Raw genomic sequence first — 25,506 nt, 5'->3', positions numbered from 1 at the left:
CAGTAGGCACCTGCGCAACCGCCCGACCGGACGGCCTCTCCAGCCTGCGGATCCTGCGGGTAGCCGGGCCGCTGGTGGAGATGGAGTGCCCTGCCTCAGTAGCCATGCACGACCTGGTTCTGCTGGGAGCCGCCCGGCTGCCGGGCGAAGTGGTCGCCATCCACGGCGACATGGCCACCGTCCAGGCCTACGAGTACACGGGCGGGCTGGCACCGGGGCATCCCGCCGAACCCCAGGGTCGGCCGCTGTCGGTGTCGTTGGGGCCCGCGCTGCTCGGGGGTGTCTTCGACGGCCTGCTGCGTTCCCTGTCCGGCGCCGGCGACCTCCTCCTGACCGGCGGCACGGGCGGCGCGCCGGACGGGCATACCTGGCCCTTCACTCCACGGGTGGCCGACGGGACGCAGGTGGCGGCCGGTGACATCCTCGGCGAGATCGGGGCGACCGTACCCCTGCGGCTGCTTGTCCCGCCGGATTGCTCGGGAGAGGTGACGCGGGTCGCCGCGGCGGGCGAGTACGCCTCCGGCACGGTGCTCGCCGAGGTCGGCGGACACGGGGTGCGGATGGCACAGCCCTGGCCGGTGCGCAGGCCGCGCCCGGTTGCCGAGCGCCTGCCCGCCGACGTGCCGCTGCACACCGGGCAGCGTGCCGTCGACCTGCTCTTCCCGGTGGCCCGCGGTAGCACGGTCGCCGTCCCTGGCGGATTCGGCACCGGTAAGACCATGCTGCTGCAGCAGATCGCCAAGTGGTGCGACGCCGACGTGATCGTCTACGTCGGTTGCGGCGAGCGCGGCAACGAGATGGCGGACGTCATCGAGGAGCTCTCCGAGCTGGCCGACCCGCGCACCGGTGGGCGGCTGTCGGAGCGCACGGTGACGATTGCGAACACCTCCAACATGCCGATGATGGCCCGCGAGGCGAGCGTGCACACGGGTGCCACGGTCGCGGAGTACTTCCGCGACATGGGCCTCGACGTCGTCGTCATCGCCGACTCGACCTCCCGCTGGGCGGAGGCGCTGCGCGAGTTCGCGTCCCGCATGGGCGAACTCCCCGCCGAGGAGGGCTATCCGGCCGGCCTGGCCTCGGAACTGGCCGCGTTCTACGAGCGGGCCGCGGCGGTGCGCACCCTCGGCGGTGCGACCGGGTCCGTCACGGTGATCGGCGCCGTGTCCCCGCCGGGTGGCGACCGCGCCGAGCCGGTCACCGCGCACACCGAACGGTTCGTGCGGTGCCTGTGGAGCCTGGACCGCGACCTCGCCTACGCACGCCACTACCCGGCTGTCTCCTGGGTGGATTCCTTCTCCCGGGACGCCTCCGTGCTGGCCTCCGCGCACGCGCGGGCCGGTGACCCGGACTGGGCGAGAAGGCGGGGACGGGTGGCCCGGCTGCTCGCCGAGGCGGACCGGCTGGCCGACCTGGTCGAACTGGTCGGCATCACGGCACTCCCGCCGCGCGAGCGGATCAGCGTGCTCGCCGGGCGGCTGCTGCGCGAGGCCGTGATCCAGCAGAGCGCCCTGTCGCCGACGGACGCCTACAGCGCGCCCGAGAAGACGGCGGCCCTGGTGGAGTCCACGCTGGCGGTGATCGACCGCTGCTTGGAACTGGCGGAGTCCGGTACGGGAGCGGACGCCGTCGAGGCGGTCGACTTCACTCCGCTGCTGCGGGCCCGTGAGAGCGCGGGCCCCGCGGAGACCGCTCCGGTGGCGGCGGCCCGCGACACCGTGCTGGGCCGGCTTGCGGAGGCGGGGGCATGAGCGCGTTCGCGGACGTCGAGTACACGGGGGCGCGGGAACTGCGCGGCCCTCTGGTGGTCGTGGAGGGCGTGCGCGGGGTGGGCTGGGACGAGTTCGCGACGATCGCTCTCGACTCGGGTGAACGGCGGCACGGGCTGGTTCTGGAAGTGGACCGGGACCTCGCCGTGGTGCAGGTCCTTCAGGGCACGGCCGGCATGCACCGGACCGGCACCCGGGTCTCCTTCTCGGGCACTCCTCTGCGCATCCCGGTCGGCACCGGGTGGCTGGGGCGCGTGTGCAACGGGCGCGGCGATCCCGCCGACGGCGGGCCGCCGGTGCTGGGCGGAACGGATGCGGCGGTGGGCGGCGCACCGATCAACCCCGTACGCCGGGAACCCCCGAACGAACCTGTTCTGACCGGCGTGTCTGCCGTGGACGTGCTCACCACACTCGTACGGGGCCAGAAACTCCCGCTGTTCTCCGTGGCCGGGCTGCCGCATCTGGAACTGGCCGTGCAGATCGCGGCCCAGGCCACGTGCGGCGGCGAGGCGTTCGCCGTCGTCTTCGCCGGCATGGGACTCACCCATGCCGACGCGGCGTTCGTCCGCGCCGGGCTGGCGGAGCGCTCCGCGGCGCGGGAACTGGTCCTGCTGCTCAACACCGCCGACGACCCGGTCATCGAACGGCTGCTCACCCCGCGGCTCGCCCTGACGATTGCAGAGCACCTGGCCTTCACGGAGGGCCGCCACGTCCTCGTCGTGATGACGGACATGACGGCCTACTCCGAGGCGCTGCGCGAAGTGTCCGCCGCACGCGGCGAGATCCCCGCCCGCCGGGCCTATCCCGGCTACCTGTACAGCGATCTTGCCTCGCTCTACGAACGCTGCGGCAGGATCAGAGACCGACCGGGGTCGGTGACCGTCCTTCCGGTGCTCACCATGCCGGCGGGTGACATCACCCACCCCGTCCCGGACCTCACCGGCTACATCACGGAGGGGCAGATCGTGCTGTCCGCCGAGGTGTACGCGGCCGGGACGTATCCGCCGGTCGACCCACTGGCCTCACTGTCCCGTCTGATGCGCAAGGGAGCCGGGGCGGGCCGGACCCGCGCCGATCATCCGGACGTGGCCGCGCAGCTGATCGCCGCTCTGGCCCGGTCCCGGCAGGTGCGGGAACTCGCCGACCTGATCGGACGGCCGGCGCTCAGCCCGACCGACCTGCGCCATCTGGACCTGGAGGACGCCTTCCGGCAGCGGTTCCTCGCCCAGTCCACCGACGAGAACCGCTCGCTGGACGAGTCCCTGGACCGGGCGTGGGAGGTGCTGCTGACGCTGCCGCGCAGCCAGCTCGGCATGATCCCGGCAGACCTGCTGGACGCCCACCAGGCCTCGCCCCGAGCCGACATGGGCGGGCGGGAGACGGCGCCATGAGCGGGCGCACAAGCCGGGTACCGGCCGGGCGGGCCGGACGCCTGCGACTGCGCCGCAACCTCGCCACCGCGCTCCGCGGAGCGGATCTGCTGGAACGCAAACTCAGGCTGCTGCTGGACCGGGAGCGCACGGCACGCCGGGCGGCGGAGGAGGCCGGCCGGGTGTGGCGGGAACGGCTGGCCGAGGCGGACACCTGGCTGGTGCGCGGAGTGCTGCTCGGCGGCGAAGGGGCGCTGACCGATGCGGTACCTGCCGGCCGTGCCCGCGTCGATGTCGGGTGGGCGACATTGATGGGTGTACCGCATCCGGCGGCCGTGTCATGGACGGATCCCGTCCGTTCTCCCGAGGAGACGACACCGCCGAACACCGCGCTGGCGCACGCCGAGAGGACGTACCGCGCGGCGGTCCGTGCCGCCGCGGAGCACGCCGTTCACCAGGCCGCCGCAGACCTGCTCGCCGCGGAGGCCGTACGGACCCGGCAGCGGGTCCGCGCCCTGCGCCGGCACTGGATCCCCCGGCTGCGGCGCGACCTTGCGGCGGTGGAGCTGGCGCTGGAGGAGGCCGAGCACGAGGAGGCGGTCCGGCGCCGCTGGGCCGCTTCACGCGGCGCTCGATGACTGCTGCGGGGACACACAGCAGCGTGGTCGCCCAGTGCGCGGATAATCGGAGCTTGGTGAGGGTGTGCCAGTTCTTCAGGCTCGGACGGCAGGGCCTGCACCCTCATCTGCTACCGACGCCCCGCCAAGTGAGATGAGCTGTTGGCGCAGGTCCCACCGGGATGAGCAAGGAAGGGGTACGCCGCGGGCAGGGCAGCTCTTGCGCGATTGAGCCGTTCGGCCCATGGCCCGGCCGGGTCAGCAGGCCGAGGGTCTTACAAGGCGCTCTACTTGCTCTCGGACTTCGAGGGGAGCCGGCCCATGACAGGACATCCGCACTCCGTCGAGCGTGTGCTTTCCGCGCCCATCGATCTCAACGGGACTGGGCGCTATGTGCACTGGGGAGTGGTGCAGCTGTCTGTCGCCAACGTCGTGGTCATCGGTTTGATGCTGGTCGTCTTCGTGGCGGCCCTGCTCCTGCCCTTCCCCCGAGGGCGAGGCCGAGGATGAGCGAGGTGGGAGGAGGCTGGACCGGAGCGGTCCGGCGGCGGGCGGTGCGGGCACTGCCCCCGGACAAGCTGCTGCCGGACACCCAGCCCGCGTACATGGCCTCATGGATCTACGTCTTCGGTGTGCTCACCGTGGCCGCGCTGATCGTCGTCCTGGTCACCGGCGGGGTGCTGGCCCTGAAGGGGCCCGCATGGTGGCACGTCTCGGGGACCGGCAAGTACGTGAACGGCCTGCACCTGTGGAGCGTCGAGCTGTTCATGTTCTTCATGGTCATCCACCTGTGGGGCAAGTTCTTCATGGCCGCCTGGCGCGGTCGGCGGGCGCTGACCTGGGTCACCGGTGCGGTGTGCTTCTTCGCCTCGATCGGCACGGCCTTCACCGGCTACCTCGTCCAACAGAACTTCGACTCCCAGTGGATCGCCGGGCAGGCCAAGGACGGGCTCAACTCGGTCGGCATCGGCGCGTTCTTCAACGTGCTGGACTTCGGCCAGATGCTGATGTGGCACATCGTCCTGCTGCCTTTCGCCCTCGGCCTGCTGGCGGTCTGGCACATCCTGCTGGTCCGGCTGCGCGGGATCGTGCCGCCGATCGACGCCGTGCCCGATCCCGCGGACGGGCCCAGGCAGGAGGCGGCGCAATGACCCAACGCGCCCGCAAGCGCGCCGTGCCGGACCCGGCCGCTTTCCCCACCAGGACCTACGACCTGGTCAAGGAGTTCACCATCGCACTGGTGGTGGTCGCGCTGCTCACCGCGGGCCTGGCCGCCGTATTCTCCTCTCCCGACGTCAAGCCGGTCACGCTGGCCTCCTGGTCGAGGGCCGACAGCGCCGACTTCACGGCGACCGCCGTGTCCGAGCTCGGCGGCACCAGCGGCACGGCCGAGTACGGGCCGCCGTACAATCACACGCCGGGCGCGGCGCAGAAACTCGGGCCGGTCGGGCTGCAGAGCGCTGCGGGGGTCCGCATCCCGGTGGACACGGCAAACGACTTCGTGCTGCGTCCACTGCGCGATGCCCCGGAACCACCCGCCGTCAGCGCGGGCCTCGCCGCCTGGGCCGCCGCTCCGCCGGCCCGGCGCCAGGCATGGACCTCGGCCTACTCCGACGCCCTGACCAAGGCCGGCGGCGGCGCCCCCGCGAAGGGCGATTACGGCCCGGTTCCTGTCCTCATCGCACGCCTTCTCGGTCTGGCCCGCAGCGGCGCACTGGATGGCGAACTCCAGGCGGATGGCAAGTTCTACCAGACCGACTACACCCGTCCGCTGCTCTTCCTCTCCGATGGTTCCTACCTGGAGTCCCTTGCCCGTGCCGAGCACCTCGGCGGCGACCAGTGGGGGATGATGAACGAGACCGGGAACTACCCGGGCCAGGCATGGCTGTGGCTCTACACTTTCTGGTATCAGATCGACCCCTTCAAGTCCTCCGGCAACGCCGACGCGCTGATCTGGGGCCTGATGGCCCTGCTCAGCCTGGGCCTGATGCTCGTGCCTTTCATCCCCGGAGTGCGATCCGTACCGCGCTGGACGCGGGTGCACCGGTTGATCTGGCGCACGTACTACCGCGAACAAGCTGTGGAACGGGACCGGCAGGAGTGATCCTCGCTCTCCGACGTACGCTCGCTGCGGGCGGTTGGTGCGCACCCGACGCCGGTACGGGAAGGGACAACCGCCGCAACTACAGCGGCAAACACAAGGCTCACGGGAGCGGCCCGGGCGCGCCGCCGTCCGCCACAACCAGCTCGTCGACGAGCTCCGTGAGGCTGGCCTCGGCGCCATCGGGGGTCTCGGCTTCGTCGGCCTGGACACCGATGCCGACGATCCCGTGGTGGTCACCGACGGCTTCAAGGCCGCCCGCAACAAGCCGCTCACCCGCGCGCGGAAAGAGGCGACCAAGCTGATCGCCGCCGAGCGGGCGGCCGTCGAGTACGCCTTCGCCCACCTGAAGAGCAGACGATCTTGAGCGTGGACAGCCGCCCGCGACCAGCGCCAGTACACGATCAACGGCCCACACCACCCCGTGACCAGCAGCTTCAGGTTGAACAAGGCTCACAGGCGACGGCGGGCCCGCGTGGGCCCGCCGGAGATGGACGTCGTTCCGTCAGGTGCTGTGGCGGATCTCGACGTGCTTGGCCTCCGCCTTCTCGGCGCCCAGACCCACGCTGACGGTCAGCATGCCGTCGGTGTAATCGGCCTTGACGTCGTCCTCGTCCGCGCCGGGCGGCAGCGTCACGCTGCGGCTCATCTCGCCGTACCGGAGTTCGCTGTGGTTCTTGTCCACCTCCCGTTCGGTGCGTTCGGCCCGAACCGTCAGCACCCCGTCGCCGATCATGACGTCGATGTCCTCGGGCGACATGCCCGGAAGCTCGGCGCGCATGACGTAGCGATCCTCCTCCATGTAGTCCTCGATACGGAGCGCGGGCATCGTGAACCGGCTGGGAATGGTCTCGAACCAGTCCGGTATCTCCGGGAACGGGAACCTCTGCCTGCGGGTCAGTGTGGTCATCGCCGTACCTCCTCGGCGGTCTCGCGTCTGCTGACACCTCCAGTGCAGCGCGTCCGGTCCCCCCGCGCTGAGGCCGAACAGCCCATGTCCGGGTCCCCGAAGTCCCTCTCCTCCCGCGCGTTAGCGGTCAGACTGGCAGGGAAGGGACCACGACCCCGGCGGCGATCACCATGTCCGACGTCACCACCACCGACCTCTACGAAGTGACCATGGCCCTGTCCTGCCTGCGCGAGGACATGCGGGCACCGGCCACCTTCAGCCTTTTCGCCCGCGACCTCCCGCCCGGCCGGGGTTTCCTGGTCGCCGCGGGCCTGGAGCCCGTCCCGGTCCGGGCCATCCGATCCCAGGCCTTGGAGGAGCAGACCGCGAGGGTGCGCGCGGACATCGAGCACCGCATGCTCTCGGGAGTCACCCCCCTATCGCCTCGCACTCCTCGTGACCTTCGCCTTCGCCGAGCACACGCCGACCGGTGGGCCCGACGGGCCTGACCCCGGGACCAATGGCCCCTGGCACCTCGTTCGAACCGGGACTTGCAATGGGATCGCGGCAGTTCTCCGCGCCGCCGCAGCAAGGAGGCGAGGATCATGACCACGCCCGCGCCGAGGACCGGTCCCGGGGGGAGTGGCGCCCCGATGTACGCCCGCGTGGGCGACGAGATCGTCGTGCGCGGCACCACGGCCGGCGTCGTGACCCGAGATGGTGAAGTCGTCGGCGTCCACCATGCCGACGGCAGCCCGCCCTACGACGTGCGCTGGACCGACAACGGCCGAGTCAGCCTGTACTTCCCCGGGCCGGACGCCTACGTCCGGCACCTGGCGCATCAGTCGGTTCCGGCGGACGCGCCGCCCGAGGCGCTCTCGGCACCCAGTGGTCACGAGCCTGGAGGCGACCATGTCCACGCAGAGTGACCGGCGGCCGATCGTCGTCGGTGTCGAGGCCGACCCGACCAGGCGGATGGCGCTGGCCTGGGCGGCCGACGAGGCAGCGCGCCGGCACCTTCCGCTGCGCCCGGTCCGCGCCGAAGGCGTACCGACCCGGGGCTACCGGGGAGGGGAGGTCCCTCCGTCCTGGGAGGAGTGGAACGAAGAGCTTCACCGCGGCGGGAAGCAGGTCCTCGCGGACGTCGTGGACTTCGTCGCGGCCCGGCATCCCGAGGTCGAGGTGGACGCCGTGCTCGCCGAAGGCGACCCCGTGTGGGTGCTGCGCGAGCAGAGCCGCCATGCCACGGCCGTCGTGCTGGGCTCGCAGCACCTGAGCCGGGCCCAGGAGGTGTACAGCTCCGCGTCCGTAGCCCTGCCCGTCATGGCGCACGCCCACTGCCCGGTGGTCGTCGTGCCGGAACCGGAGCATGTCACCCAGGAGCCCGAGTACTACGTCGTCGGCGTCGACGGCAGTGAACATTCGGCCGCCGCGGTCGACCTGGCCTTCGAGGAGGCCGCCCTGCGCAGTGCGGAGCTGCGCGCCCTGTACGTCTGGCAGCCCGGACCGCTGAGGATCTTCGACGAACGCGCGGCCCAGCAGGAGTGCCGCCGGCTGCTCTCCGAAACCGTGGCCGGCCGCCAGGCCCGCTACCCGGAAGTGGATCTACGCCACGAACTGGTCGTCGGCCATCCCGTGCAGGTCCTCACCGAGGCCTCGGCGCACGCGCTGGGCCTGGTGGTGGGCACCCGAGGGCGCGGAGGCTTCACCGGCATGCTCCTGGGGTCGGTCAGCCAGGGTGTGCTGCACCACGCCCGCTGTCCTGTCATCGCCGTTCCGACACGTGTGTGAGTCGTTTTCACCCCCGGTAGCGAAGGGAAGCCGCCGTGACCGCACAAACCATCGACACGAACACCGTCACGGCTCTCGTGGCGGACGCCGCCGCGGCGCCCTCGCAGCACAACACACAACCCTGGGCCTTTCGATACCTGCGCGGCATCGGCGTCCTGCGCCTGTACGCCGACCCGGCACGTACCCTGCCGCGGACCGATCCGGACAGAAGAGGCCTGCACCTCGGCTGCGGCGCCGCGCTGTTCAACCTGCGGGTGGCCGCCGCCGCGGCGGGGCTGGGACCTGACGTCAAGTTGCTCCCCGACCGGGACGACGCGGACCTCCTCGCCGAGGTGCACCTGTGCGGCACGGCGCGACCCGACAGGATGCTCGCCCGGTTGCACCCGGCGATCCCTCGACGTCACTGCAGCCGCCTTCCCTTCCGCGACGAGGACATACCCGCCGATGTGCAGGAGCGGCTGTGCGACGCGGCCCGCGCCGAAGGCACGCAGTTGCTGTTCCCGGGCGCCTGGCACGTGCAGTCGATCCTGGAGCTGGTGCAGGACGCCGAGGGCCGGGAAGCACTCGACCCGGGGGTGCGCGGGGAAACGGTGCAGTGGACGCGTACGGAGTCGTCGGGGGCCGCGGAGCCGGCCGACGGCATCCCGGCCGAGGCGTTCGGCCCTGGCCAGCACGTGACCGCGGCCCCCGTGCGCGACTTCGCCGCCGGCCGTCCGATGGCGGGGCGTGGCTGGGCGTCCTTCGAGAAGAACCCGCACATCGCCCTGCTGGGTACGGCCCACGACGGGCCTGCCGACTGGCTGCGCGCAGGCGAGGCACTGCAGCGGGTCCTGCTGCAGGCCACCGCGGACGGACTCGTCGCCTCGGTGACCTCCCAGCCCCTGGAATGGTCGGAAATCCGATGGGCGGTCCGCGATCCCCTCTCCGACATGGCCCACGTGCAGATGGTGCTCCGGCTCGGCTACGGCCCGGAAGGCCACCCGAGTCCGCGGCGACCGGTGGCCGAGGTGCTCGACGTCGTCTGAAGGACACGCAGCCGGGACTCGATGGCTGGGAGGAGTCGCATGAGGGTCTCCGAGGTGATGACGGCTCCGCCGGTCTGCGTCGCACCCGGCGACTCCCTGGCCGAGGCGACCCGGATGATGGCTCGGTCCGCCGTCGGCTCCCTCCTCGTCGTCGAGGAGGGAGCGCTGCGCGGCATCGTCACCGACCGCGACCTCGCCGTACGTGGCCTGGGCGGGGGCCTGGACCGGGACGCACGGGTGGACGCGGTGATGTCGGCGCCGGTGGTCACCGTCGATGTGGACGACGACGTTCAGGTGGCCTACGAGACGTTCCGCCGCACGGGGGTACGCCGGCTTCCCGTGCTGCACAAGGGCGAGGCGTCGGGGGTGCTCACGATCGACGACCTTTTCCTCGATGTCTTCCGGCGGCTGGCCGACCTGCTGGGACCGGTCGCCTGGAGCGTGCTGCAGGAGCCGCCGGGGCCTCCCCTGGCAGGTGGAACTTCGTATGAGCCCTGAACCGGCCCATCACGGATCGGCCGCCCTGCACGAGGGCCGCGCGCCGGCGTCTGGCCCGGCCACGGAACCCGGCGAGCCGGTCCGAGCCCGACCGGACGTCTCCGCCGCGGCCGTGCCGTCGCTGCCGGTCCCGGAAGTCTTCGCCGCCCTGGACGGCGCTCCGCGTGGTCTGACACCGGCCGAGGCAGCCGCACGGCAGGCCCGCTACGGCCCCAACGACCTGCCCGCCGTGGGGCGGGTGCGCCTGTGGCCGCGGCTGGCGGCACAGTTCACCGATCTCTTCGCGGTGGTGCTGCTCGTCGCCTCGGCCATCACCTTCCTCGCCTACGCACTGGAGCAGCCCCGGGATCCGGCGACGCTCCAGCTGGCCTTCGCCATCCTCGGGGTGGTGCTGCTGAACGCGGGCATCGGTTTCGCCCAGGAGTACTCCGCCGAACGCACGGCGCAGTCCCTGCAGGCGATGGTGCCGCACGCCTGCCGGGTGCTGCGGGACGGTGAACGGCAGGAGCTGCCCGCGCGGGACCTGGTACCCGCTGATGTCGTGGTCCTGGAGGCCGGGGACGCAGTGCCGGCCGACTGCCGGCTGGTGGAAGCGCAGGAGCTCGCCGTCAACAACGCGGCCCTGACCGGCGAGAGCGACGCTGTCGCGCGGGTCGCCGATCCCGTGCCGCAGGGACCGCTGCTGGAAGCCCGCAACTGTGTGTTCATGGGCACTGACGTGGTCGCGGGCACGGGCAAGGCAGTCGTCTTCGCCACCGGGGCGGCCACCGAGTTCGGACGCATCTTCCGGCTCACCGCGGCCGCACCACGGCAGAAGACCCCGCTGCAGCAGCAGGTCGCCGCCATGGCGCGCCGGGTCGCGGGCGTCGCGCTGGCGACCGGGGCCATCCTCTTCGCGGTGCGCGTGCCCAGCGGACAGCCGTTCGTCGACACGTTCGTCTTCTCGCTCGGCGTGATGGTCGCCCTCGTACCGGAGGGCCTGCCGGCAACGCTCTCCGTGTCCTTGGCGATCGGCGTCCGCCGGATGGCCCGCAGACACGCACTCGTCAAACAGTTGCTGGCCGTGGAGGCGCTGGGGTCGACCAGCGTGGTGTGCACCGACAAGACGGGCACACTCACCCAGGCCGAGATGACCGTCGTACAACTGTGGGCCGACGGCGTGGCGCACGCCGTGGCCGGCGTGGGATACGCGCCTGTCGGCGAGGTCACGGATGCCGGGCCGGTACGGGAACTGCTGCGGGCGGCGGCGCTGTGCTGCGACGCCCGGCTCGTGCCGCCGTCCGGCCCGCACGGGTGGTGCGTGCTCGGTGACACCACCGAAGGCGCGCTGCTGGTGGCCGCGGCGAAGGCGGGCCTGGACACCGCGGCGGAAGAGGCCCGTACGCCCCGGGTGGCGGAACACCCCTTCGACTCCGTCCGCAAACTGATGTCCACCGTCCACCGCGATCCGGACGGAACGTATGTCGCCTACGTCAAGGGTGCGCCGCTGGAGCTCCTCGCCCGGTGCGACGCCGTCGACCGGACCGGAACGCCGGTACCTCTGACGGAGGCCTCCCGCGCCGAAGTCGTCGCTGCCGCCGACGGCCTGGCAGGGCAGGGCCTGCGGGTGCTGGCCGTGGCTCGCCGCCGGGTCGCCGGTCCGCGACCACCCCTGGAAGACGTCGAGTCGCGACTGACCCTGCTGGGACTCGCCGGAATGTACGATCCGCCCCGGCCGGAGGTGCGGGACGCGGTGGACGCGTGCCAGCGGGCGGGGATCCGGATCGTCATGGTCACCGGCGACCACCCACTGACCGCGGAGGCCGTCGCCCGCCGCGTCGGGATCGTGCGCGGCCCGGATCCGACCGTCGTGACGGGGGCCGCGCTGGACGCGCTGGACGACGGCGGACTGGACGCGCTGCTGGCCGGCTCTGCGGAACTGCTGCTGTGCCGGGTCAGTCCCGAGCACAAGATGCGGGTGGTCACGGCATTGCAGCGGCGCGGCGAGGTCGTCGCGGTCACCGGGGACGGCGCCAACGACGCGCCCGCCCTCAAGCACGCGGACATCGGCGTCGCCATGGGCGCGTCCGGCACCGACGTGGCGCGTGAGGCCGCGGTCATGGTGCTGATGGACGATTCCTTCGCCTCCATCACCACCGCTGTGGGACTGGGCCGTTCGGTGTACCGCAACATCCGCAAGTTCCTGATCTACCTGTTCAGTCACAACATCGCCGAACTCGTGCCGATCCTCGCCGCGACGTTCGCCGGTTTCCCGCTGGTGCCGATCACGGCGGTGCAGATCCTGGCCATCGACCTCGGCTCGGACGTGCTGCCTGCCCTGGCGCTCGGTGCCGAGCCGATGGAGAAGGACGTCATGGACAGCCCACCGCGACCGCGCCGGGAACGGCTGTTCTCGACCGCCGTCATCGGCCGGATCCTCTTCCTGGGCGGCATCCAGGCCCTCGGCGTGTGCGCTGTCTTCTTCTGGCACATCCACGCTTCAGGCATCCCGTACGCGCACTTCACGAAGAGCGATCCCGTCTACCGGGAGGCGATCACCATGGTCCAGGCCGGCATCGTCGTCAGCCAGTTCTTCAACGCGCTCGCGGGGCGCACCGACCGGCAGAGCGTCTTCCGGGCCGGACTGCTGAGCAACCCCTGGCTGATCGGCGCAGGGTGCTTCGGCATCGCGCTGATGGCCGCCATCAGTTACGCGCCGCCACTCCAGGCGGTTTTCAACACCGCGCCGCTGGCCCCCGCCGACTGGGCGGTTCTGGCCGGGTTCGGTGCTCTGCTGCTGGCTGCCGAGGAATCCCGCAAGTGGGTGCTGCGACACCGCAGGACGCTCCCGAAGGGAGGAAAACGATGAGAGCGATCATCGTGGGCTGCGGCCGGGTCGGTTCCACCCTCGCCGCGCAGCTGGTCGCCGAGGGCCACGACACGCGTCTCGTGGACTGTGACCCCAAGGCGCGCAGGCTGCTGCCGACGGGCTTTCCCGGCGGCTTCCTCGTGGGCAACGGCTTCAGCCGTTCCGTGCTGGAGGCGGCCGGAGTCGGCCACGCGGACGCGCTGGTCGCGGTGACCTCGGCAGACAACAGCAACATCGTCAGCGCGCGAACCGCGAAGGAGACCTACCGGGTCCCGGTCGTCCTCGCCCGGATCAACGATCCCCGCCGCGGAGACATCTGCCGGGAGTTGGGCATCCCGACCGTCTCCAGCGTCCGCTGGGCCGTCAGCCGCTTCCACCAGATGCTGTTGCACCGCCACCTCACCTCCGAACGCACCTTCGGCAACGGCGAGACCCTGCTGGTCCGTTCCGAGCTGCCTGCCTATCTCACCGGCCGGCGGCTGGCCGAGTTCGACGTCGACGGCGAGATCCGCGTCGTGGAGATCACCCGCGCCGGCCGCTCACTGCTGCCCGCTCACGGTGTCTGCGCGGAGCCCGGGGACCTGGTCACGTTCGCCGTCGCCGCGACCGCGCTCGGCCGGCTGCGCGGCTTCCTCGACAAGGAGCTGGGAACGTGAAGGTCCTCATCGGCGGCGCCGGCCGACTCGGCACCCAGATCGCCCAGGTGCTCTCCGCCGCCGACAACGACGTGATCCTCGTAGAGCAGGACGACGGCCGAGTGGCCGAGCTCGCGACCCTGCCCCGCGTCCGCCTGGTCGCCGGTGACGCCTGCGACCCAGCTCTCCTCGAGCACGCCGGGGCGTTGACCTGCGACCTCGTCATCTCCGCCACGGGACGGGACGAGGACAACCTGGTCATCAGCCTGATCGCCAAGCGACAGTTCGGAGTGGGACGGGTGGCCGCACGCATCAACGACGCGGAGAACGCCTGGCTCTTCGATCAGCGGTGGGGTGTGGACGTCGCGGTCCCCTCCGCCACCCCGCTGATCTCCCTCATCGAGGAGGCCACCGGGGCCACGGACACGGTGGCGCTGCTGCGGCTGAGCAAGGCGGGCGTCGAGGTCATCGAGACCGCGATCACGGAACAGTCCCGGGCCGCTGGGCGCGCCCTGGGTGAGATCCCCCTGCCGGCCGGCACCGTCGTCGCCACCGTCGTCCGCGACGGCCGGCCCACGGTTCCCGGCCCCGAGGTGCGGCTGCTGCCGGGCGACGAACTCCTGCTCGTGTCGCACGAGGCGACCGAGCAGGAGATCCACGCGGCCTTCCAGTAGTGGGGAACCCGCACCGGACCGGGGCCACAACCACTGCTTACCCGGGCCTCGGGTCACTTCTTCTCGGAGCGCACGATGACGACCGGACAGCTCGCATGCTGCGACACATGCTGGCTGACGGAGCCGAGCAGGGCGCGCGCGAACCCACCCCTGCCTCTGCTGCCCACGACCAGGACCTCAGCATCTTCGGCGGCCCGCAGCAGGACGTCGGCGGGGTTGCCGTGCACCACGTGGGTCCTGACCGCTTCGGCCCCGTCCGCACCGAGCACCTCGGTCAGTTCCTGCCTCATCTTCTGCCGGGTCTCGTCCTCGTCGACGTCCATGTCCACGGCGGGCGCCGACCACCCGTACAGGCCCGGCAGCTCCCACACCGCCACCGCGTCCACGGTTCCGCCGACCAGGCCCGCGTAACGCACGGCCCAGCGCACGGCCTCGTACGAGGACGGCGACCCGTCGACACCGACCACCACCTTCGGCTCGGTTGCATCGTTGTCCATGCGTTCCACCTCTCCTTCGACGTGCGCACACCTGGCCGCCGGATCCACCTCTGTTCTCCACGCTGCGGGACACATCGCAACGCCGCCAGAGAAGGGCCTCCGGCGGCATGACGGACGATGCTGTCGTCAGCGGCCGCAGCTCGTCACCCAGCCCAGCTCCATGCGTTCCCACTCGCGAGTCGACGGGAGAGGCGGCGATGCTTCTGCCGACGGCCCGCCACACTCCCTAGGTGTATTGACCCGCAGCGTTGTTGACGCGGTTGATGGGCGGGTGTCCGCCCGGTGCGGTGTGGCACCGGTGGTGGTTGACGCGCGAGCCGGGCCACCAGTGTGCGGTGGGGCCGCGTCGTCCCCGGCTTCCCGGCAGCGCCGCCGGTCGGCGCCTCGAAGCAGTCACCGCCTCTGTGGCACCACCGCGACCGGGCACAGGGCGTGGTGAAGCAGCGTGTGGCCCACCAGGCCGAGCTGGAGCCCGAAGTGGCCCGTCCTGCGGCGTGCCCCGATGACCACGAGATCCGCGGCCGCCGACCGATCCACCAGCATCTTGCCTGCGGGGCCCTCAAGCGTCGCCCGGCGTGTCCGGACGTGCGGATGCTCGGCGATCGCCGCTTCGAGCAGAGCGTCCATGAGGGCGGAGGCTCGCTCCTCGTAGTCGTCGGTCGGTGCTGCGGCCGGTAGCCGATCGCCGCTTCGGTCGTAGGCGGGCCGGCGCCAGGCACGCACCACGTCCAGGATGCAGCCGCGCACCTCGGCCTCGCGGAAGGCGAACCGCACGGCCTCGGCGCTCGTGTCGGCCTCCCCCAAGCCGAGCAGGATCCGCTCATGTGTACCCGCCAGGCCCGCCCGATCGCCCCGCACCACAACCACCGGGCACTGCGCGCGGGCAGCGACGGCCAGACCGACCGACCCGAGAAGCATTCCCTTGAGCTGGCCACGCCCGCGCGACCCGGTCACCAGGGCGAAGGCATCGTTGCCGTCGCGCACGAGAGCGGCCGCGGCGTCCTCGGGAACGATGTCGGTGGTGACCTTCACATCCGGGTTGCGCCGCTCGGCGCGGTCGGCAGCGGAGGCCACGATGTGCTCGGCCAGCACCCGTTCGGAGGGGCGCTCCTGACCCAACGAAGGCAGTCCGCCCTCGTAGCGCTCCCAGAGGGAGGCGTGCACCAGCCTGAGCGGAAGACCGTGGCGGACCGCTTCGTCCACGGCCCAGTCGACCGCGAGCAGACACGAGTCCGATCCATCGACGCCCACCACCAGAGGAAGTGCCATCTTCCCCACCACCTTTCATGGGGCTGTCACGCCGTGCAGCGCATGGCGTGACCTTCACCGTTGCACCGGGGCCCTCGGAGTTGCGAGAGGCGCTTCGGCCCGCGCCGTGGGACCTTCGGCCCCTACGGCCCGTGATTCCGTTCGTATGCCTGTCGTACGGAGGTGGCGGCGCGGTCGGTCAATGCGGGCAGGACCGACCGCACCGCTTCGCTCAGACCCGTGCCGAGTCGGACGTCGGTCACCTCCACGGCATGCACCACGAGCCGTGGCGGCAGCTGGTCGAGGGCTTCCGCCAGTGCCAGGCACTCCCCCAGGCCGAAGGCATGCGTGCTCGCCGTACCCCGTGAGATACCGGCCGCTTCCGCCGCTGTCAGGGTGTGCAGCTCGCCCGGACGGCTCGGCCGGCCTCGGAGGGCTTCCACGACGACCACGGTGTCCGCGCCGCGCCAGAGGTCGAGCATGCGTGCGGGTTCCCCGTCACTGGCCACCAGGACGGTGCCGTCGGGAACACGTCCCCGCAGTTCCTCCACCACCGCCGGCCCGGCCCCGTCGTCACCGCGCAGGGGGTTGCCCACACCGATCACCACGACCCGGCCGCTCATGTGCGTTCCACGGTCAGGTCGAGGAAGTGTGCGGCGCAGGAGATGCAGGGATCGTGATTGCGGATGGCCCGTTCGCACAGGTGGGTGAGTTCCTCGTCGTCAGCGCCGTGCCCGGCCGTGTCCAGGCGTGCTTGGACCGCCCTGCGCACGTCCTCCTCTATGGCCGTCTGGTTCTGGGCCGTGGGCGGGACGATGCGGGCTCCGGTGAGCGTGCCGTCCTCGTCGAGGGCGTAGCGGTGGTACAGCAGCCCCCGGGGGGCCTCGGTGGCCCCGGCTCCGGCTCCCCGGCGCGGCGGGACCTCGACGGCCGGGCTGGGAGGTGGTTCGTATCCGTCGATGATCCGCAGGGCTTCCTCGATGGCCTGTACCACTTCCACGGCGCGTACGACGATGCTCCGGAAGGGGTTGTCGCAGACGGTGCCGGTCGTCGGGTCGCCCAGCTCGGCGTCCCGCGCTGCCTCGGCGGCGACGGGGTGCAGCCACCGGCCGTTGATCGCGTAGCGGGCCAGCGGGCCGGTCAGGTAGCGGCGGCCGTCGAGCGTGGCCGTCAGGGCGGTGGAGTGCGGTACCTGCCCTTCCTCGACGTGCTGTTCGAAGTCGGACAGGGGGAACTCGCGCAGTGCCGGTCCTCGGCCATGAGCGGCCATGACCGCCGGTGTTCCGGAGTCGATGGCATACCGGCCGGGGTCCCGCAGGGCCAACAGGTCGTGGTCGAACACAGTGTCGGGAAAGTCGAACGCCGCCACCCACCGGACGGTCTCCAGCGCATCCTCCCGGGCCTGTCGCAGCCGTTCCGCCAGTGGACGGAGTTCCTCCGGTGCCGGCGTGCGGTAGAAGCCACCGACGCGGACGTTGACCGGGTGGATGGGGCGGCCGCCGAGCTGTTCGAGGATCGCGTTGCCGGTTTGCTTGATTCTCAGACCGCGTTCGACGGCGGCTCGCTGATCGCGGGCGAGTTCCACGACGTCCGCGCGCCCGAGGAAGTCCGGGGCGTGCAGCAGGTAGATGTGCAGGGTGTGGCTCTCGATCCACTCACCGCAGTACAGCAGACGGCGCAGATCCGCGAGGGGGCCGTCCACCGTGACGCCGCAGGCGTTCTCGATCGCCTGGCAGGCGCTCATCTGGTAGGCAACCGGGCAGATGCCGCAGATGCGAGCGGTGATGTCGGGCGGTTCGGTGTGGCCCCGGCCGGTCAGAAAGGCCTCGAAGAAGCGTGGCGGTTCGTAGATGCGCAGCCGCGACTCGGTGACCGTGCCCTCCTGGACGCGCAGGTGGAGGGAGGCCTCGCCTTCCACCCTGGCCAGCGCATCCAGTCGCAGGACGCGGGTTCCGGGATGGTTCATGCGGGCCTTTCCGGGCGGTGTCCTGTCAGGCCGGAGGGGTCTTCTGCTCCTCGGCCGCGAGGTCGGGTACGGGGGCATACTCCGGCGACGCGGCGTTGAAGGTGCGGAAGACACGCTGGATGTCGCGCTCGCTCATCCCGTCGTGGCGCAACTGCGCGACCATCGAGCGCAGGTTGGGCCGGCTCATCGGTCCGAAGCAGCCGTAGCAGCCACGTCCGTAGGCGGGGCAGATGGCGCCGCACCCGGCGTGCGTGACCGGGCCCAGACAGGGGGTGCCGTGGGCCACGGTGATGCAGGTGGTGCCGCGCCTCTTGCACTCGAAGCAGACGCTGTGGTTCGAGATCTGGGGTTTCCGTCCGGCCAGGTGGGCGGTGATGACTTCGAGGAGCTGACGGCGGTCGATCGGGCAGCCGCGCAGTTCGAAGTCGACCGGAACGTGGGCCGAGATCGGTGTCGAGGTCTCCAGCGTGGCGATGTACTCCGGCTGGGCGTAGACCGCGGCGACGAACTCGTCGACGTCCGCGAAGTTGCGCAGTGCCTGGATGCCGCCCGCGGTGGCGCACGCTCCGATGGTCACCAGATAGCGGGAGATGCGGCGGACGTGCTGGATCCGCTCGGCGTCCTCGGCGGTGGTGATCGACCCTTCGACCAGGGAGAGGTCGTACGGTCCCCGGCCGTCCAGTCGCGCACGCTCCCCGCCGCCGCCCTCGACCGGGGTCATCTCCACGAAGTGGTCGATGCGTATGCGCTCGGTGAGGCCGAGGAGTTCGTCCTCGCAGTCGAGCAGGGTCAGCTGGCAGCCGTCGCAGGAGGCGAACTTCCACACGGCGAGCGTCGGCCGTGGATCGGTGACCATGTCACAACTCCCTCACGAGAAGCAGATCTGCCACGCGGTCGTAGCCGACGACCGGCCCGTCGCGGCACAGCAGGAGCGGACCGAGCTGGCAGTGGCCGCAGTGGCCGGTGGCGCAGTGCATGTTCCGTTCCAGCGAGACCTGTACGCGGTGCGCAACCAGGCCCCGCACCAAGAGGGCGCGTGCGGTGTGACGCATCATCACCTCTGGCCCGCACACCAGCGCGCAGGTCCGTTCGGGCCGCAGGTCGAGGCGGTCAAGGAGCGTGGTGACCACCCCCACCGCACCCTCCCAACCCGGGCCGGGGCGATCGACGGTCGCTTCCACCCGAGCTGGGCCGCGCCAGCTCTCGATCTCGTCCCGGTAGACCAGATCGGCAGGGGTACGAGCACCGATCAGGACCGCAAGGCGACCGTACGCGGCCGGCCGGTCCAGGACTGCGTGCACGACCGGCCGCAACGGAGCCAGCCCGATGCCGCCGGCGATCACCAGCACGTCGTGGCCGTCTGCCGCATCAAGGTCCCAGCCGGTGCCGTACGGCCCGCTGAGCCCGACGATGTCACCGGGACGCAGCCGGTACAGCGCGGTCGAGACCGCGCCCACCGCGCGCACGGTGTGCACGAGACCTCCGTGGCGGCCGCGCAGGGCGCTGGCCGAGATGGGCACCTCGCCGACGCCGAAGGCGTAGATCATCGCGAACTGGCCCGGCGCGAACGGCGGGAGTTCCTGTCCGGTCGGTACCAGTTCGATCGACCGGGTGTCGGCAGTCTCGGCCCAGGTGTCGGCGACGCGGTACGGCAGCGGAGGCGCCACGGTGCTCATGGTGACCCGCTTTCCTCCTCCGCTGCCCCGGACTGTGTCCAGTCGTGCAGGGCGGCGGCTTCCTCGGTGATGTCGATGCCGACCGGACACCACACGATGCAGCGTCCGCAGCCCACGCACCCCGACGAGCCGAACTGGTCGTACCAGGTGCCGAGCTTGTGGGTCATCCACTGCCGGTAGCGACTGCGCGAGGAGGCGCGGACCGGGCCGCCGTGCAGCTGGGAGAAGTCCAGGTCGAAGCACGAGTCCCACAGCCGCCACCGCTCCGCATGGTCGCCGGTGAGGTCCGTGACGTCCTCGGTGGTGGTGCAGAAGCAGGTGGGGCACACCATGGTGCAGTTGCCGCAGGTCAGGCAGCGCCCGGCGACGTCGTCCCAGCGGGGCGCGTCGAGCGTTCCGGCCATCAGCTCCCGCAGATCGGCCTCGGGCATGGTCCGCCCCATGCGATCCGTGGCGGCTGTGACGCCTGCGCGAGCTGTCTCCCTGGTTTCGGGGTCGGCCGGACGAGCGGGCAGCTCGGCCAGGATCTCCGCGCCCTCCTGGCTGCCGCTGCGCACCCAGAAGCGGTGCCCGTCCTCATCGACCACTTCGGTCATCACCAGGTCGTAGCCGGGACCGGCGGCGGGTCCGGTACCCATCGAGACACAGAAGCACGTGGCGCCGGGCTCCGTGCACTCGACCACGATCAGCAGAGCCCCGGAGCGCCGCCCCTCGTAGACGGGGTCGCGGTACGCCCCACCGGTCAGCACCCGGTCCTGGACGGCGATGGCCCGCAGATCGCAGGGGCGCACGCCCAGGAAGGCGTATCGAGGCGGCGCGGCCTGGTCGGCCGTGAGGACCAGGTCGCCCTCCACCCGGTCGGCGCTCCACTGCCGCACCCGCGACGGATGCAGGAAGGATTTCCACGACTGGGGTCCCGCCGCGTTCGCGAAGGCCGCGCCGTCCGAGCGCTCCCGCAGCCGGTACCGCCCGGCCTCCAGCTCCACGCCCCATCCGTACGGCAACTCGCCGGCCGACCTCAGCTCCGCCAACACGATCGCACCGTCCCGCACCGTAGGGCCGACCACGGTGAAACCGCGCCGGATCAGCACGTCCACGAGCTCGGCCATACCGTCCTTGCCCATCACGTGCCCGTCGGACGCGGGGTCCGGGGAGGCGTTCACATCGGCGTCGGCACTCATGACCGACCTCCTTCAGCCCTTGGGACGGCGCATGGGGCCTTACCGTCCCTTTCACCACGATCGCAGCATTTCCGGCACGGCGGCTCGCCGACAGTGCCGTGCGGGCAAGCGTGCGGGGTCCATTGGTCCCCTTGGCCCCAGCCAGGCAGGCGACCCCGTGTCCTCGGCGGGCTCCGAGGGCGGTTCCGAGCGATGGCTCACGCAGTGGCTCGCGTAGAGGAGGTACGTGTGCCCCTCGCGGCCCCCTCCCCGTACCTGGGAGGCAGACCGGCATCCATCGCCCGCAGACAAGGACGGCCGATGTGCGCGTACACCAGGCGTCCGATCCCGTTCCGGGCCGCTTCGGCGCCGACTTCCCGCACGGGAGCGTGCCCCCCGCGGAAGCGGATGGGACGATCCCAACTCGAGGCTTCTGCGAACATCAGGTCCGCGTCTGCAGCCCAGGACGGGAAGGTCCAGAACTCTGGTGCCCACTGGTCGGTCATGCGCGGTACCGGTCCGCGCTCCGTGGCGAGACGCCTCAGGGCGGAGCGGAGTTCGGACCAGCAGGCCTGCCGGTGCGAACCGCGGGGACGCCATGGCGCCCACGCCCGCAAGCGTGCGCCGGAATCGAGGCGCCATACCCGTCACTTCCCGGAACGCACCCCGGTCATCGTCTCAGGCAAGCAGTAACCGTGGACCTGAGCCGTCCGGCCACGTACAGGGGCCGTTCGACCCAGTGCGGGCGGGGCGGTCCGGAAGGATGGTCGAAGAAGGCCCGAAGGAAGGAGGGCCGGCATGCGGTGGGAGACCATCCGGAAGGACACCCTGCCTCGGATCGCCCCCAATCTGGGCGACTACGACAAGGAGTGTGCGGGCTTCTCGTGGTCGGAGGCGCGGGCCAGGTTGCAGGGGCTGCCCGGCGGCCGAGGACTGAACATCGCGCACGAGGCCGTGGACCGGCATGCGGCATCGGCCCGTGCGACAGCGGTCGCGCTGCGCTGTGTCAGGCGGGACGACTCGGTCACCTGCGTGACGTACGGCGACCTGGCCCGCTCAACGGCACGGTTCGCCAACGTGCTCCGTGGCCTCGGGATCGGTCACGGCGACCGGGTGGTGACGCTGCTGGGGCGATGCCCCGAGCTGTACACCGTGGTCCTCGGCACACTGAAGAACACCAGCGTCCTGTGCCCGCTGTTCTCCGCGTTCGGACCGGAACCGGTCGCCATGCGCCTGACGCTGGGCGACGCGCAGGTACTGGTCACCACGGCGGAGCTGTACCGCAGGAAGATTGCCGGGCAACGCGAGAGGCTTGCCACCCTGCGCTACGTGCTGATCGCGGGCGAGGGCGCGGACGACCTGCCCGGCACGCTGTCCCTCGCCGCGCTGATGGCCGACGCGGCCGACACCTTCACCATTCCGCCGACCTCACCCCACGACATGGCCCTGCTGCACTTCACGAGCGGCACGACGGGCACGCCCAAGGGTGCGGTGCACGTGCACGAGGCGGCCGTCGCCCACTACATGACCGCGCTGTACGCCCTCGACCTCCACGAGGACGACGTGTTCTGGTGCACAGCGGACCCGGGCTGGGTGACCGGCATGTCCTACGGGATCATCGCCCCTCTCATGCACGGCGTGACGGTCGTGGTGGACGAGGGCGACTACGACGCCCGGCGCTGGTACCGGATCCTCGCCGAGCAGCGGGTGAGCGTCTGGTACACCGCGCCGACCGCGCTGCGCATGCTGATGCGGACGACGCCGAGGACCGGGCCGTACGACCTGCCCCGCTCGTTCGATCTGAGCAGACTGCGGTTCATCGCCTCGGTCGGCGAGCCGCTCAACCCGGAGGCCGTGGCGTGGGGACGGGACGTGCTCGGACTGCCGGTGCACGACAACTGGTGGCAGACCGAGACCGGCGCCATCATGATCGCCAACTTCGCCGCCTGCGAGATCCGCCCCGGCTCGATGGGACGTCCGCTGCCCGGTGTGCAGGCGGCGGTGCTGCGGCGCGGCGAGGACGGCCGGGCCGAGGTCGCGGACGGGCACGTCACCGTACTGGAGGAGCCCGGTGTGGAGGGCGAGTTGGCGCTCCGGCCCGTCTGGCCGTCCATGTTCCGCGGCTATCTGCACGACGAGCCACGCAGCGCTGCGGCCTTCGCGGACGGCTGGTACCTCACCGGCGACCTGGTACGGCGCGACGCGGACGGCTGGTACTGGTTCGTCGGGCGCGCCGACGACGTCATCAAGTCGGCGGGACACCTCATCGGGCCGTTCGAGGTCGAGAGCGCCCTGATGGACCATCCGGCGGTCGCCGAGGCCGGGGTCATCGGCCGGCCCGATCCCGTCGCCGGGAACATCGTCAAGGCGTTCGTCACACTGCGACCGGGTTTCGAGGCGACCGCCACGACCAGGCAGGAACTGCTGGCCTTCGCCAGGCGCCGGCTGGGGCCTGCCGTGGCACCCCGCGAGATCGCCTTCGACCAGCACCTGCCGCACACCCGCAGCGGCAAGGTCATGCGCCGCCTGCTGCGGGCACGTGAACTCGGCCTGCCCGAGGGCGACACCTCCACCCTGGAGAAGGACACCTTGTCCCCGGAGAAGGACGCGTCCTCCCAGGAGAGGACGGAGCAGTCCGCATGAGCACCACCCGCACCCCGCGTGCCCCTCGGACCGCCTCCCGGCCGAGCCGTGAGGCCGCGCACCGTCTCGCCCTGCTGGAGTCCATGCTGCGTGTCCGCAGGTTCGAGGAACGCTGCGTGGAGCTGTACAGCGCGGCGCGCATCCGGGGTTTCATGCACTTGTACATCGGTGAGGAAGCCGTGGCCGTCGGCGTCAACGAGGCACTCACGGACGACGACGCGGTCGTGTCGACGTATCGCGAACACGGCCACGCGCTCGCCCGTGGGGTTCCGGCCGAGGCGATCATGGCGGAGATGTTCGGCAAGGTCACCGGCTGCAGCCGGGGCCGTGGCGGCTCGATGCACCTCTTCGACGCCGACCGCCGCTTCTACGGAGGCAACGCGATCGTCGGCGGCGGGCTCCCTCTCGCGGCCGGCCTCGCCCTCGCCGACCGCATGACGGGCCGCAACCGGGTCACCTGCTGTTTCTTCGGGGACGGCGCCTTCGCCGAGGGCGAGTTCCACGAGACGGCCAACCTCGCCGCGCTCTGGGGACTGCCCCTGCTGCTGGTCTGCGAGAACAACCTCTATGCGATGGGCACGGCTCTGGCACGCCACCAGGCCCAGACCGACCTCGCACTGCGTGCCGCCGGGTACGGCATGGTCTCCTGGGCCGTCGACGGCATGGACGTCTTCGCCGTCGAGGACGCCTCCCGGCGGGCGGCCGAAGGGGTGCGTGCCGGAACCGGACCGCACTTCCTGGAGATGCACACGTACCGCTTCCGCGCCCACTCCATGTACGACTCCGACCGCTACCGCGACAAGGCCGAGATCGAGCACTGGAAGGAGCGCGACCCGGTGGAGGGGCTCGCCCGGCGGATGCGGGAGGCGAATGAGCTGACCGACAAGGCCCGCACCGCCCTCGAGGACCGCCTGGCCGCCGAGATCGACCGCGCCGTCGAGGCCGCCGAGCAGGCTCCCGAAGAGCCCGTCGAGGATCTGCTGACGTACGTCACCAGCCCGGTGGAGGCGAGCAGACCATGACCGCGACCCACACCCGTCCTGCCGAACCCGCCGCTCCCCTCGACCGGAAGACGACCTATCGGGAGGCCATGCGCGAGGCCCTTCGCGAAGCGCTGCGCACCGACGAGCGTGTGTTCCTGATGGGTGAGGACGTCGGCCGGTACGGCGGCTGCTTCGGCGTCAGCCTCGGTCTGCTGGAGGAGTTCGGGCCGGAACGGATCCGCGACGCCCCGCTGTCCGAGTCCGCGTTCGTCGGCGCCGGCATCGGCGCCGCCCTGGCGGGCATGCGGCCGATCGTCGAGATCATGACGGTCAACTTCAGCCTGCTGGCCCTCGACCAGATCCTCAACAACGCGGCGACCCTGCTGCACATGTCGGGCGGCCAACTGCCCGTTCCGATCGTGATCCGCATGACCACAGGTGCGGGACGGCAGCTCGCGGCCCAGCACTCGCACAGCCTGGAGGGCTGGTACGCGCACATCCCCGGCGTGCGGGTCCTGGCCCCGGCGACCCTCACCGACGCCCGGTGCATGCTGGCCCCCGCGCTCGCCGACCCCGACCCCGTGCTGATTTTCGAACACGGCAGCCTGTACAACGTCTCAGGCGACCTGGCGGCCGACGCGGGGCCGGTCGAGATCGACCGAGCGGCCATCCGCCGACCCGGCACGGACGTCTCCCTGATCACCTACGGCGGCTCGCTGCCCAAGGCGCTGGCGGCCGCCGACGACCTCGCGAGCGGCGGCATCAGTGCGGAGGTCGTCGATCTGCGCACCTTGCGCCCCCTGGACGACGCCACCATCGGCGACTCGGTGGCCCGCACACACCGCGCCGTCGTCGTCGACGAGGGCTGGCGCACCGGCAGTCTCGCCGCGGAGATCTCCGCACGCCTCACGGAACGGCACTTCTACGACCTCGACGCCCCCGTCGAGCGGGTGTGCAGCGCCGAAGTGCCCATACCGTACGCGCACAGGCTGGAGGCGGCCGCGCTGCCACAGGTCGACGGGATCGTCGCAGCCGCGCGCCGCACGGTCGGCGAACCCTTCCCGAGCGGAGCCTGCGAGGCGCAACGGCGGCCGGTCACGGGAAGGCCAGGCTGAG

General features: G+C 71.3%; 25 protein-coding genes and 1 pseudogene. 18 read left to right on the top strand and 8 right to left on the bottom strand.

Annotation, left to right across the window (positions count from 1 at the left end; translation table 11 throughout):
- Nucleotides 1–44 precede the first annotated feature (44 nt).
- The 7 genes from FB157_RS20155 (at nt 45) to FB157_RS20125 (ending at nt 6,224) form a co-directional block, all read left to right on the top strand.
- Nucleotides 45–1,751: a V-type ATP synthase subunit A gene (locus FB157_RS20155; RefSeq protein WP_145881759.1), complete on the top strand. Its 1,707-nt coding sequence runs from the start codon at nt 45–47 to the stop codon at nt 1,749–1,751.
- Nucleotides 1,748–3,160, top strand: a complete 1,413-nt coding sequence (locus tag FB157_RS20150; protein WP_145881641.1) for a V-type ATP synthase subunit B — start codon at nt 1,748–1,750, stop codon at nt 3,158–3,160. Before FB157_RS20155 ends, FB157_RS20150 begins: the two co-directional genes overlap by 4 nt.
- Entirely contained in the window at nt 3,157–3,777 is a 621-nt protein-coding gene (locus tag FB157_RS20145) for a V-type ATP synthase subunit D (protein WP_261386382.1), read from the top strand. The genes FB157_RS20150 and FB157_RS20145 overlap by 4 nt, the downstream gene beginning before the upstream one ends.
- Before the next feature lie 300 nt (nt 3,778–4,077).
- Nucleotides 4,078–4,266 (top strand): hypothetical protein, encoded by a 189-nt coding sequence (locus tag FB157_RS20140; protein ID WP_145881639.1) that lies wholly within the window; start codon nt 4,078–4,080, stop codon nt 4,264–4,266.
- Nucleotides 4,263–4,907 carry a cytochrome b N-terminal domain-containing protein gene (locus FB157_RS20135; protein WP_145881637.1) on the top strand — a complete coding sequence of 215 codons (645 nt, stop codon included), beginning with the start codon at nt 4,263–4,265 and terminating at the stop codon, nt 4,905–4,907. Before FB157_RS20140 ends, FB157_RS20135 begins: the two co-directional genes overlap by 4 nt.
- Complete coding sequence (locus FB157_RS20130) at nt 4,904–5,860, top strand: hypothetical protein (protein WP_145881635.1); 957 nt, start codon at nt 4,904–4,906, stop codon at nt 5,858–5,860. The genes FB157_RS20135 and FB157_RS20130 overlap by 4 nt, the downstream gene beginning before the upstream one ends.
- Nucleotides 5,861–5,894: 34 nt before the next feature.
- Nucleotides 5,895–6,224 (top strand): hypothetical protein, encoded by a 330-nt coding sequence (locus FB157_RS20125; RefSeq protein WP_186581583.1) that lies wholly within the window; start codon nt 5,895–5,897, stop codon nt 6,222–6,224.
- A gap of 138 nt (nt 6,225–6,362) precedes the next feature.
- Here FB157_RS20125 and FB157_RS20120 read toward each other — a convergent pair whose 3' ends face one another.
- Entirely contained in the window at nt 6,363–6,767 is a 405-nt protein-coding gene (locus FB157_RS20120; RefSeq protein WP_145881632.1) for an Hsp20/alpha crystallin family protein, read from the bottom strand.
- A gap of 170 nt (nt 6,768–6,937) precedes the next feature.
- Between FB157_RS20120 and FB157_RS20115 the strand changes: the two are divergent.
- The 8 genes and pseudogenes from FB157_RS20115 to FB157_RS20080 form a co-directional block, all read left to right on the top strand.
- Nucleotides 6,938–7,087 (top strand): annotated as a pseudogene (locus FB157_RS20115) (nicotinate phosphoribosyltransferase); the annotation flags it as partial.
- 264 nt (nt 7,088–7,351) lie between these two features.
- Complete coding sequence (locus tag FB157_RS20110; protein ID WP_261386381.1) at nt 7,352–7,675, top strand: DUF1918 domain-containing protein; 324 nt, start codon at nt 7,352–7,354, stop codon at nt 7,673–7,675.
- The gene (locus FB157_RS20105; RefSeq protein WP_145881630.1) at nt 7,659–8,537 is read left to right on the top strand and encodes a universal stress protein; all 879 of its coding nucleotides are present in this window, start codon (nt 7,659–7,661) and stop codon (nt 8,535–8,537) included. The genes FB157_RS20110 and FB157_RS20105 overlap by 17 nt, the downstream gene beginning before the upstream one ends.
- Before the next feature lie 35 nt (nt 8,538–8,572).
- Nucleotides 8,573–9,562: an Acg family FMN-binding oxidoreductase gene (locus FB157_RS20100; RefSeq protein WP_145881628.1), complete on the top strand. Its 990-nt coding sequence runs from the start codon at nt 8,573–8,575 to the stop codon at nt 9,560–9,562.
- 39 nt (nt 9,563–9,601) lie between these two features.
- Nucleotides 9,602–10,060 (top strand): cyclic nucleotide-binding/CBS domain-containing protein, encoded by a 459-nt coding sequence (locus FB157_RS20095; protein WP_145881626.1) that lies wholly within the window; start codon nt 9,602–9,604, stop codon nt 10,058–10,060.
- The gene (locus FB157_RS20090) at nt 10,050–12,908 is read left to right on the top strand and encodes a cation-transporting P-type ATPase (protein WP_186581582.1); all 2,859 of its coding nucleotides are present in this window, start codon (nt 10,050–10,052) and stop codon (nt 12,906–12,908) included. Before FB157_RS20095 ends, FB157_RS20090 begins: the two co-directional genes overlap by 11 nt.
- Nucleotides 12,905–13,564 carry a TrkA family potassium uptake protein gene (locus tag FB157_RS20085; protein WP_145881625.1) on the top strand — a complete coding sequence of 220 codons (660 nt, stop codon included), beginning with the start codon at nt 12,905–12,907 and terminating at the stop codon, nt 13,562–13,564. The genes FB157_RS20090 and FB157_RS20085 overlap by 4 nt, the downstream gene beginning before the upstream one ends.
- Nucleotides 13,561–14,217: a TrkA family potassium uptake protein gene (locus FB157_RS20080; protein WP_145881623.1), complete on the top strand. Its 657-nt coding sequence runs from the start codon at nt 13,561–13,563 to the stop codon at nt 14,215–14,217. Before FB157_RS20085 ends, FB157_RS20080 begins: the two co-directional genes overlap by 4 nt.
- Before the next feature lie 53 nt (nt 14,218–14,270).
- On the opposite strand, the gene FB157_RS20075 is transcribed toward FB157_RS20080, so the two are convergent.
- The 7 genes from FB157_RS20075 to FB157_RS20045 all read right to left on the bottom strand — a co-directional run bounded on the left by FB157_RS20075 (nt 14,271) and on the right by FB157_RS20045 (nt 20,785).
- Complete coding sequence (locus FB157_RS20075) at nt 14,271–14,714, bottom strand: universal stress protein (protein WP_145881621.1); 444 nt, start codon at nt 14,712–14,714, stop codon at nt 14,271–14,273.
- Nucleotides 14,715–15,107: 393 nt separating this feature from the next.
- Nucleotides 15,108–15,983, bottom strand: coding sequence for a universal stress protein (locus FB157_RS20070; protein WP_145881619.1), 876 nt, complete (start codon nt 15,981–15,983; stop codon nt 15,108–15,110).
- Nucleotides 15,984–16,105: 122 nt separating this feature from the next.
- On the bottom strand, nt 16,106–16,585 hold the full coding sequence (locus FB157_RS20065; RefSeq protein WP_145881617.1) for a hydrogenase maturation protease: 480 nt from the start codon (nt 16,583–16,585) through the stop codon (nt 16,106–16,108).
- Nucleotides 16,582–17,928 carry a Ni/Fe hydrogenase subunit alpha gene (locus tag FB157_RS20060; RefSeq protein WP_145881615.1) on the bottom strand — a complete coding sequence of 449 codons (1,347 nt, stop codon included), beginning with the start codon at nt 17,926–17,928 and terminating at the stop codon, nt 16,582–16,584. Before FB157_RS20060 ends, FB157_RS20065 begins: the two co-directional genes overlap by 4 nt.
- A gap of 25 nt (nt 17,929–17,953) precedes the next feature.
- The gene (locus FB157_RS20055; RefSeq protein WP_145881613.1) at nt 17,954–18,784 is read right to left on the bottom strand and encodes an oxidoreductase; all 831 of its coding nucleotides are present in this window, start codon (nt 18,782–18,784) and stop codon (nt 17,954–17,956) included.
- 1 nt (nt 18,785) lies between these two features.
- Nucleotides 18,786–19,604, bottom strand: a complete 819-nt coding sequence (locus tag FB157_RS20050) for an FAD/NAD(P)-binding protein (RefSeq protein ID WP_145881611.1) — start codon at nt 19,602–19,604, stop codon at nt 18,786–18,788.
- Nucleotides 19,601–20,785 (bottom strand): 4Fe-4S dicluster domain-containing protein, encoded by a 1,185-nt coding sequence (locus FB157_RS20045; RefSeq protein WP_145881609.1) that lies wholly within the window; start codon nt 20,783–20,785, stop codon nt 19,601–19,603. Before FB157_RS20045 ends, FB157_RS20050 begins: the two co-directional genes overlap by 4 nt.
- Before the next feature lie 777 nt (nt 20,786–21,562).
- On the opposite strand from FB157_RS20045, the gene acsA reads away from it, so the two are divergent.
- From acsA to FB157_RS20025, 3 genes are read left to right on the top strand one after another with little or no spacing between them, the layout of a single operon-like run.
- The gene (gene acsA / locus FB157_RS20035) at nt 21,563–23,407 is read left to right on the top strand and encodes an acetate--CoA ligase (RefSeq protein WP_145881608.1); all 1,845 of its coding nucleotides are present in this window, start codon (nt 21,563–21,565) and stop codon (nt 23,405–23,407) included.
- On the top strand, nt 23,404–24,429 hold the full coding sequence (gene pdhA, locus FB157_RS20030) for a pyruvate dehydrogenase (acetyl-transferring) E1 component subunit alpha (RefSeq protein WP_186581581.1): 1,026 nt from the start codon (nt 23,404–23,406) through the stop codon (nt 24,427–24,429). Before acsA ends, pdhA begins: the two co-directional genes overlap by 4 nt.
- Nucleotides 24,426–25,505 carry an alpha-ketoacid dehydrogenase subunit beta gene (locus FB157_RS20025; RefSeq protein WP_145881606.1) on the top strand — a complete coding sequence of 360 codons (1,080 nt, stop codon included), beginning with the start codon at nt 24,426–24,428 and terminating at the stop codon, nt 25,503–25,505. Before pdhA ends, FB157_RS20025 begins: the two co-directional genes overlap by 4 nt.
- The last annotated feature ends 1 nt before the right edge of the window (nt 25,506 follow it).

The organism is Streptomyces sp. BK340 (genome assembly GCF_007827595.1).
GTDB lineage: Bacteria > Actinomycetota > Actinomycetes > Streptomycetales > Streptomycetaceae > Streptomyces.
Note: the sequence above shows the minus strand (reverse complement) of the source record. Positions and strands in the feature narration are given on the sequence as shown.

Bases quoted from the DNA above. Each gene is read 5' to 3' on its own strand.
- FB157_RS20060 (WP_145881615.1), bottom strand. From the start codon at position 17,928: ATGAACCATCCCGGAACCCGCGTCCTGCGACTGGATGCGCTGGCCAGG.
- FB157_RS20070 (WP_145881619.1), bottom strand. From the start codon at position 15,983: ATGGCACTTCCTCTGGTGGTGGGCGTCGATGGATCGGACTCGTGTCTG.
- FB157_RS20135 (WP_145881637.1), top strand. From the start codon at position 4,263: ATGAGCGAGGTGGGAGGAGGCTGGACCGGAGCGGTCCGGCGGCGGGCG.
- FB157_RS20090 (WP_186581582.1), top strand. From the start codon at position 10,050: ATGAGCCCTGAACCGGCCCATCACGGATCGGCCGCCCTGCACGAGGGC.
- acsA (WP_145881608.1), top strand. From the start codon at position 21,563: ATGCGGTGGGAGACCATCCGGAAGGACACCCTGCCTCGGATCGCCCCC.
- FB157_RS20085 (WP_145881625.1), top strand. From the start codon at position 12,905: ATGAGAGCGATCATCGTGGGCTGCGGCCGGGTCGGTTCCACCCTCGCC.
- FB157_RS20050 (WP_145881611.1), bottom strand. From the start codon at position 19,604: ATGAGCACCGTGGCGCCTCCGCTGCCGTACCGCGTCGCCGACACCTGG.
- FB157_RS20150 (WP_145881641.1), top strand. From the start codon at position 1,748: ATGAGCGCGTTCGCGGACGTCGAGTACACGGGGGCGCGGGAACTGCGC.
- FB157_RS20045 (WP_145881609.1), bottom strand. From the start codon at position 20,785: ATGAGTGCCGACGCCGATGTGAACGCCTCCCCGGACCCCGCGTCCGAC.
- FB157_RS20105 (WP_145881630.1), top strand. From the start codon at position 7,659: ATGTCCACGCAGAGTGACCGGCGGCCGATCGTCGTCGGTGTCGAGGCC.
- FB157_RS20025 (WP_145881606.1), top strand. From the start codon at position 24,426: ATGACCGCGACCCACACCCGTCCTGCCGAACCCGCCGCTCCCCTCGAC.
- pdhA (WP_186581581.1), top strand. From the start codon at position 23,404: ATGAGCACCACCCGCACCCCGCGTGCCCCTCGGACCGCCTCCCGGCCG.
- FB157_RS20120 (WP_145881632.1), bottom strand. From the start codon at position 6,767: ATGACCACACTGACCCGCAGGCAGAGGTTCCCGTTCCCGGAGATACCG.
- FB157_RS20110 (WP_261386381.1), top strand. From the start codon at position 7,352: ATGACCACGCCCGCGCCGAGGACCGGTCCCGGGGGGAGTGGCGCCCCG.
- FB157_RS20075 (WP_145881621.1), bottom strand. From the start codon at position 14,714: ATGGACAACGATGCAACCGAGCCGAAGGTGGTGGTCGGTGTCGACGGG.
- FB157_RS20065 (WP_145881617.1), bottom strand. From the start codon at position 16,585: ATGAGCGGCCGGGTCGTGGTGATCGGTGTGGGCAACCCCCTGCGCGGT.
- FB157_RS20140 (WP_145881639.1), top strand. From the start codon at position 4,078: ATGACAGGACATCCGCACTCCGTCGAGCGTGTGCTTTCCGCGCCCATC.
- FB157_RS20095 (WP_145881626.1), top strand. From the start codon at position 9,602: ATGAGGGTCTCCGAGGTGATGACGGCTCCGCCGGTCTGCGTCGCACCC.
- FB157_RS20055 (WP_145881613.1), bottom strand. From the start codon at position 18,784: ATGGTCACCGATCCACGGCCGACGCTCGCCGTGTGGAAGTTCGCCTCC.
- FB157_RS20145 (WP_261386382.1), top strand. From the start codon at position 3,157: ATGAGCGGGCGCACAAGCCGGGTACCGGCCGGGCGGGCCGGACGCCTG.
- FB157_RS20130 (WP_145881635.1), top strand. From the start codon at position 4,904: ATGACCCAACGCGCCCGCAAGCGCGCCGTGCCGGACCCGGCCGCTTTC.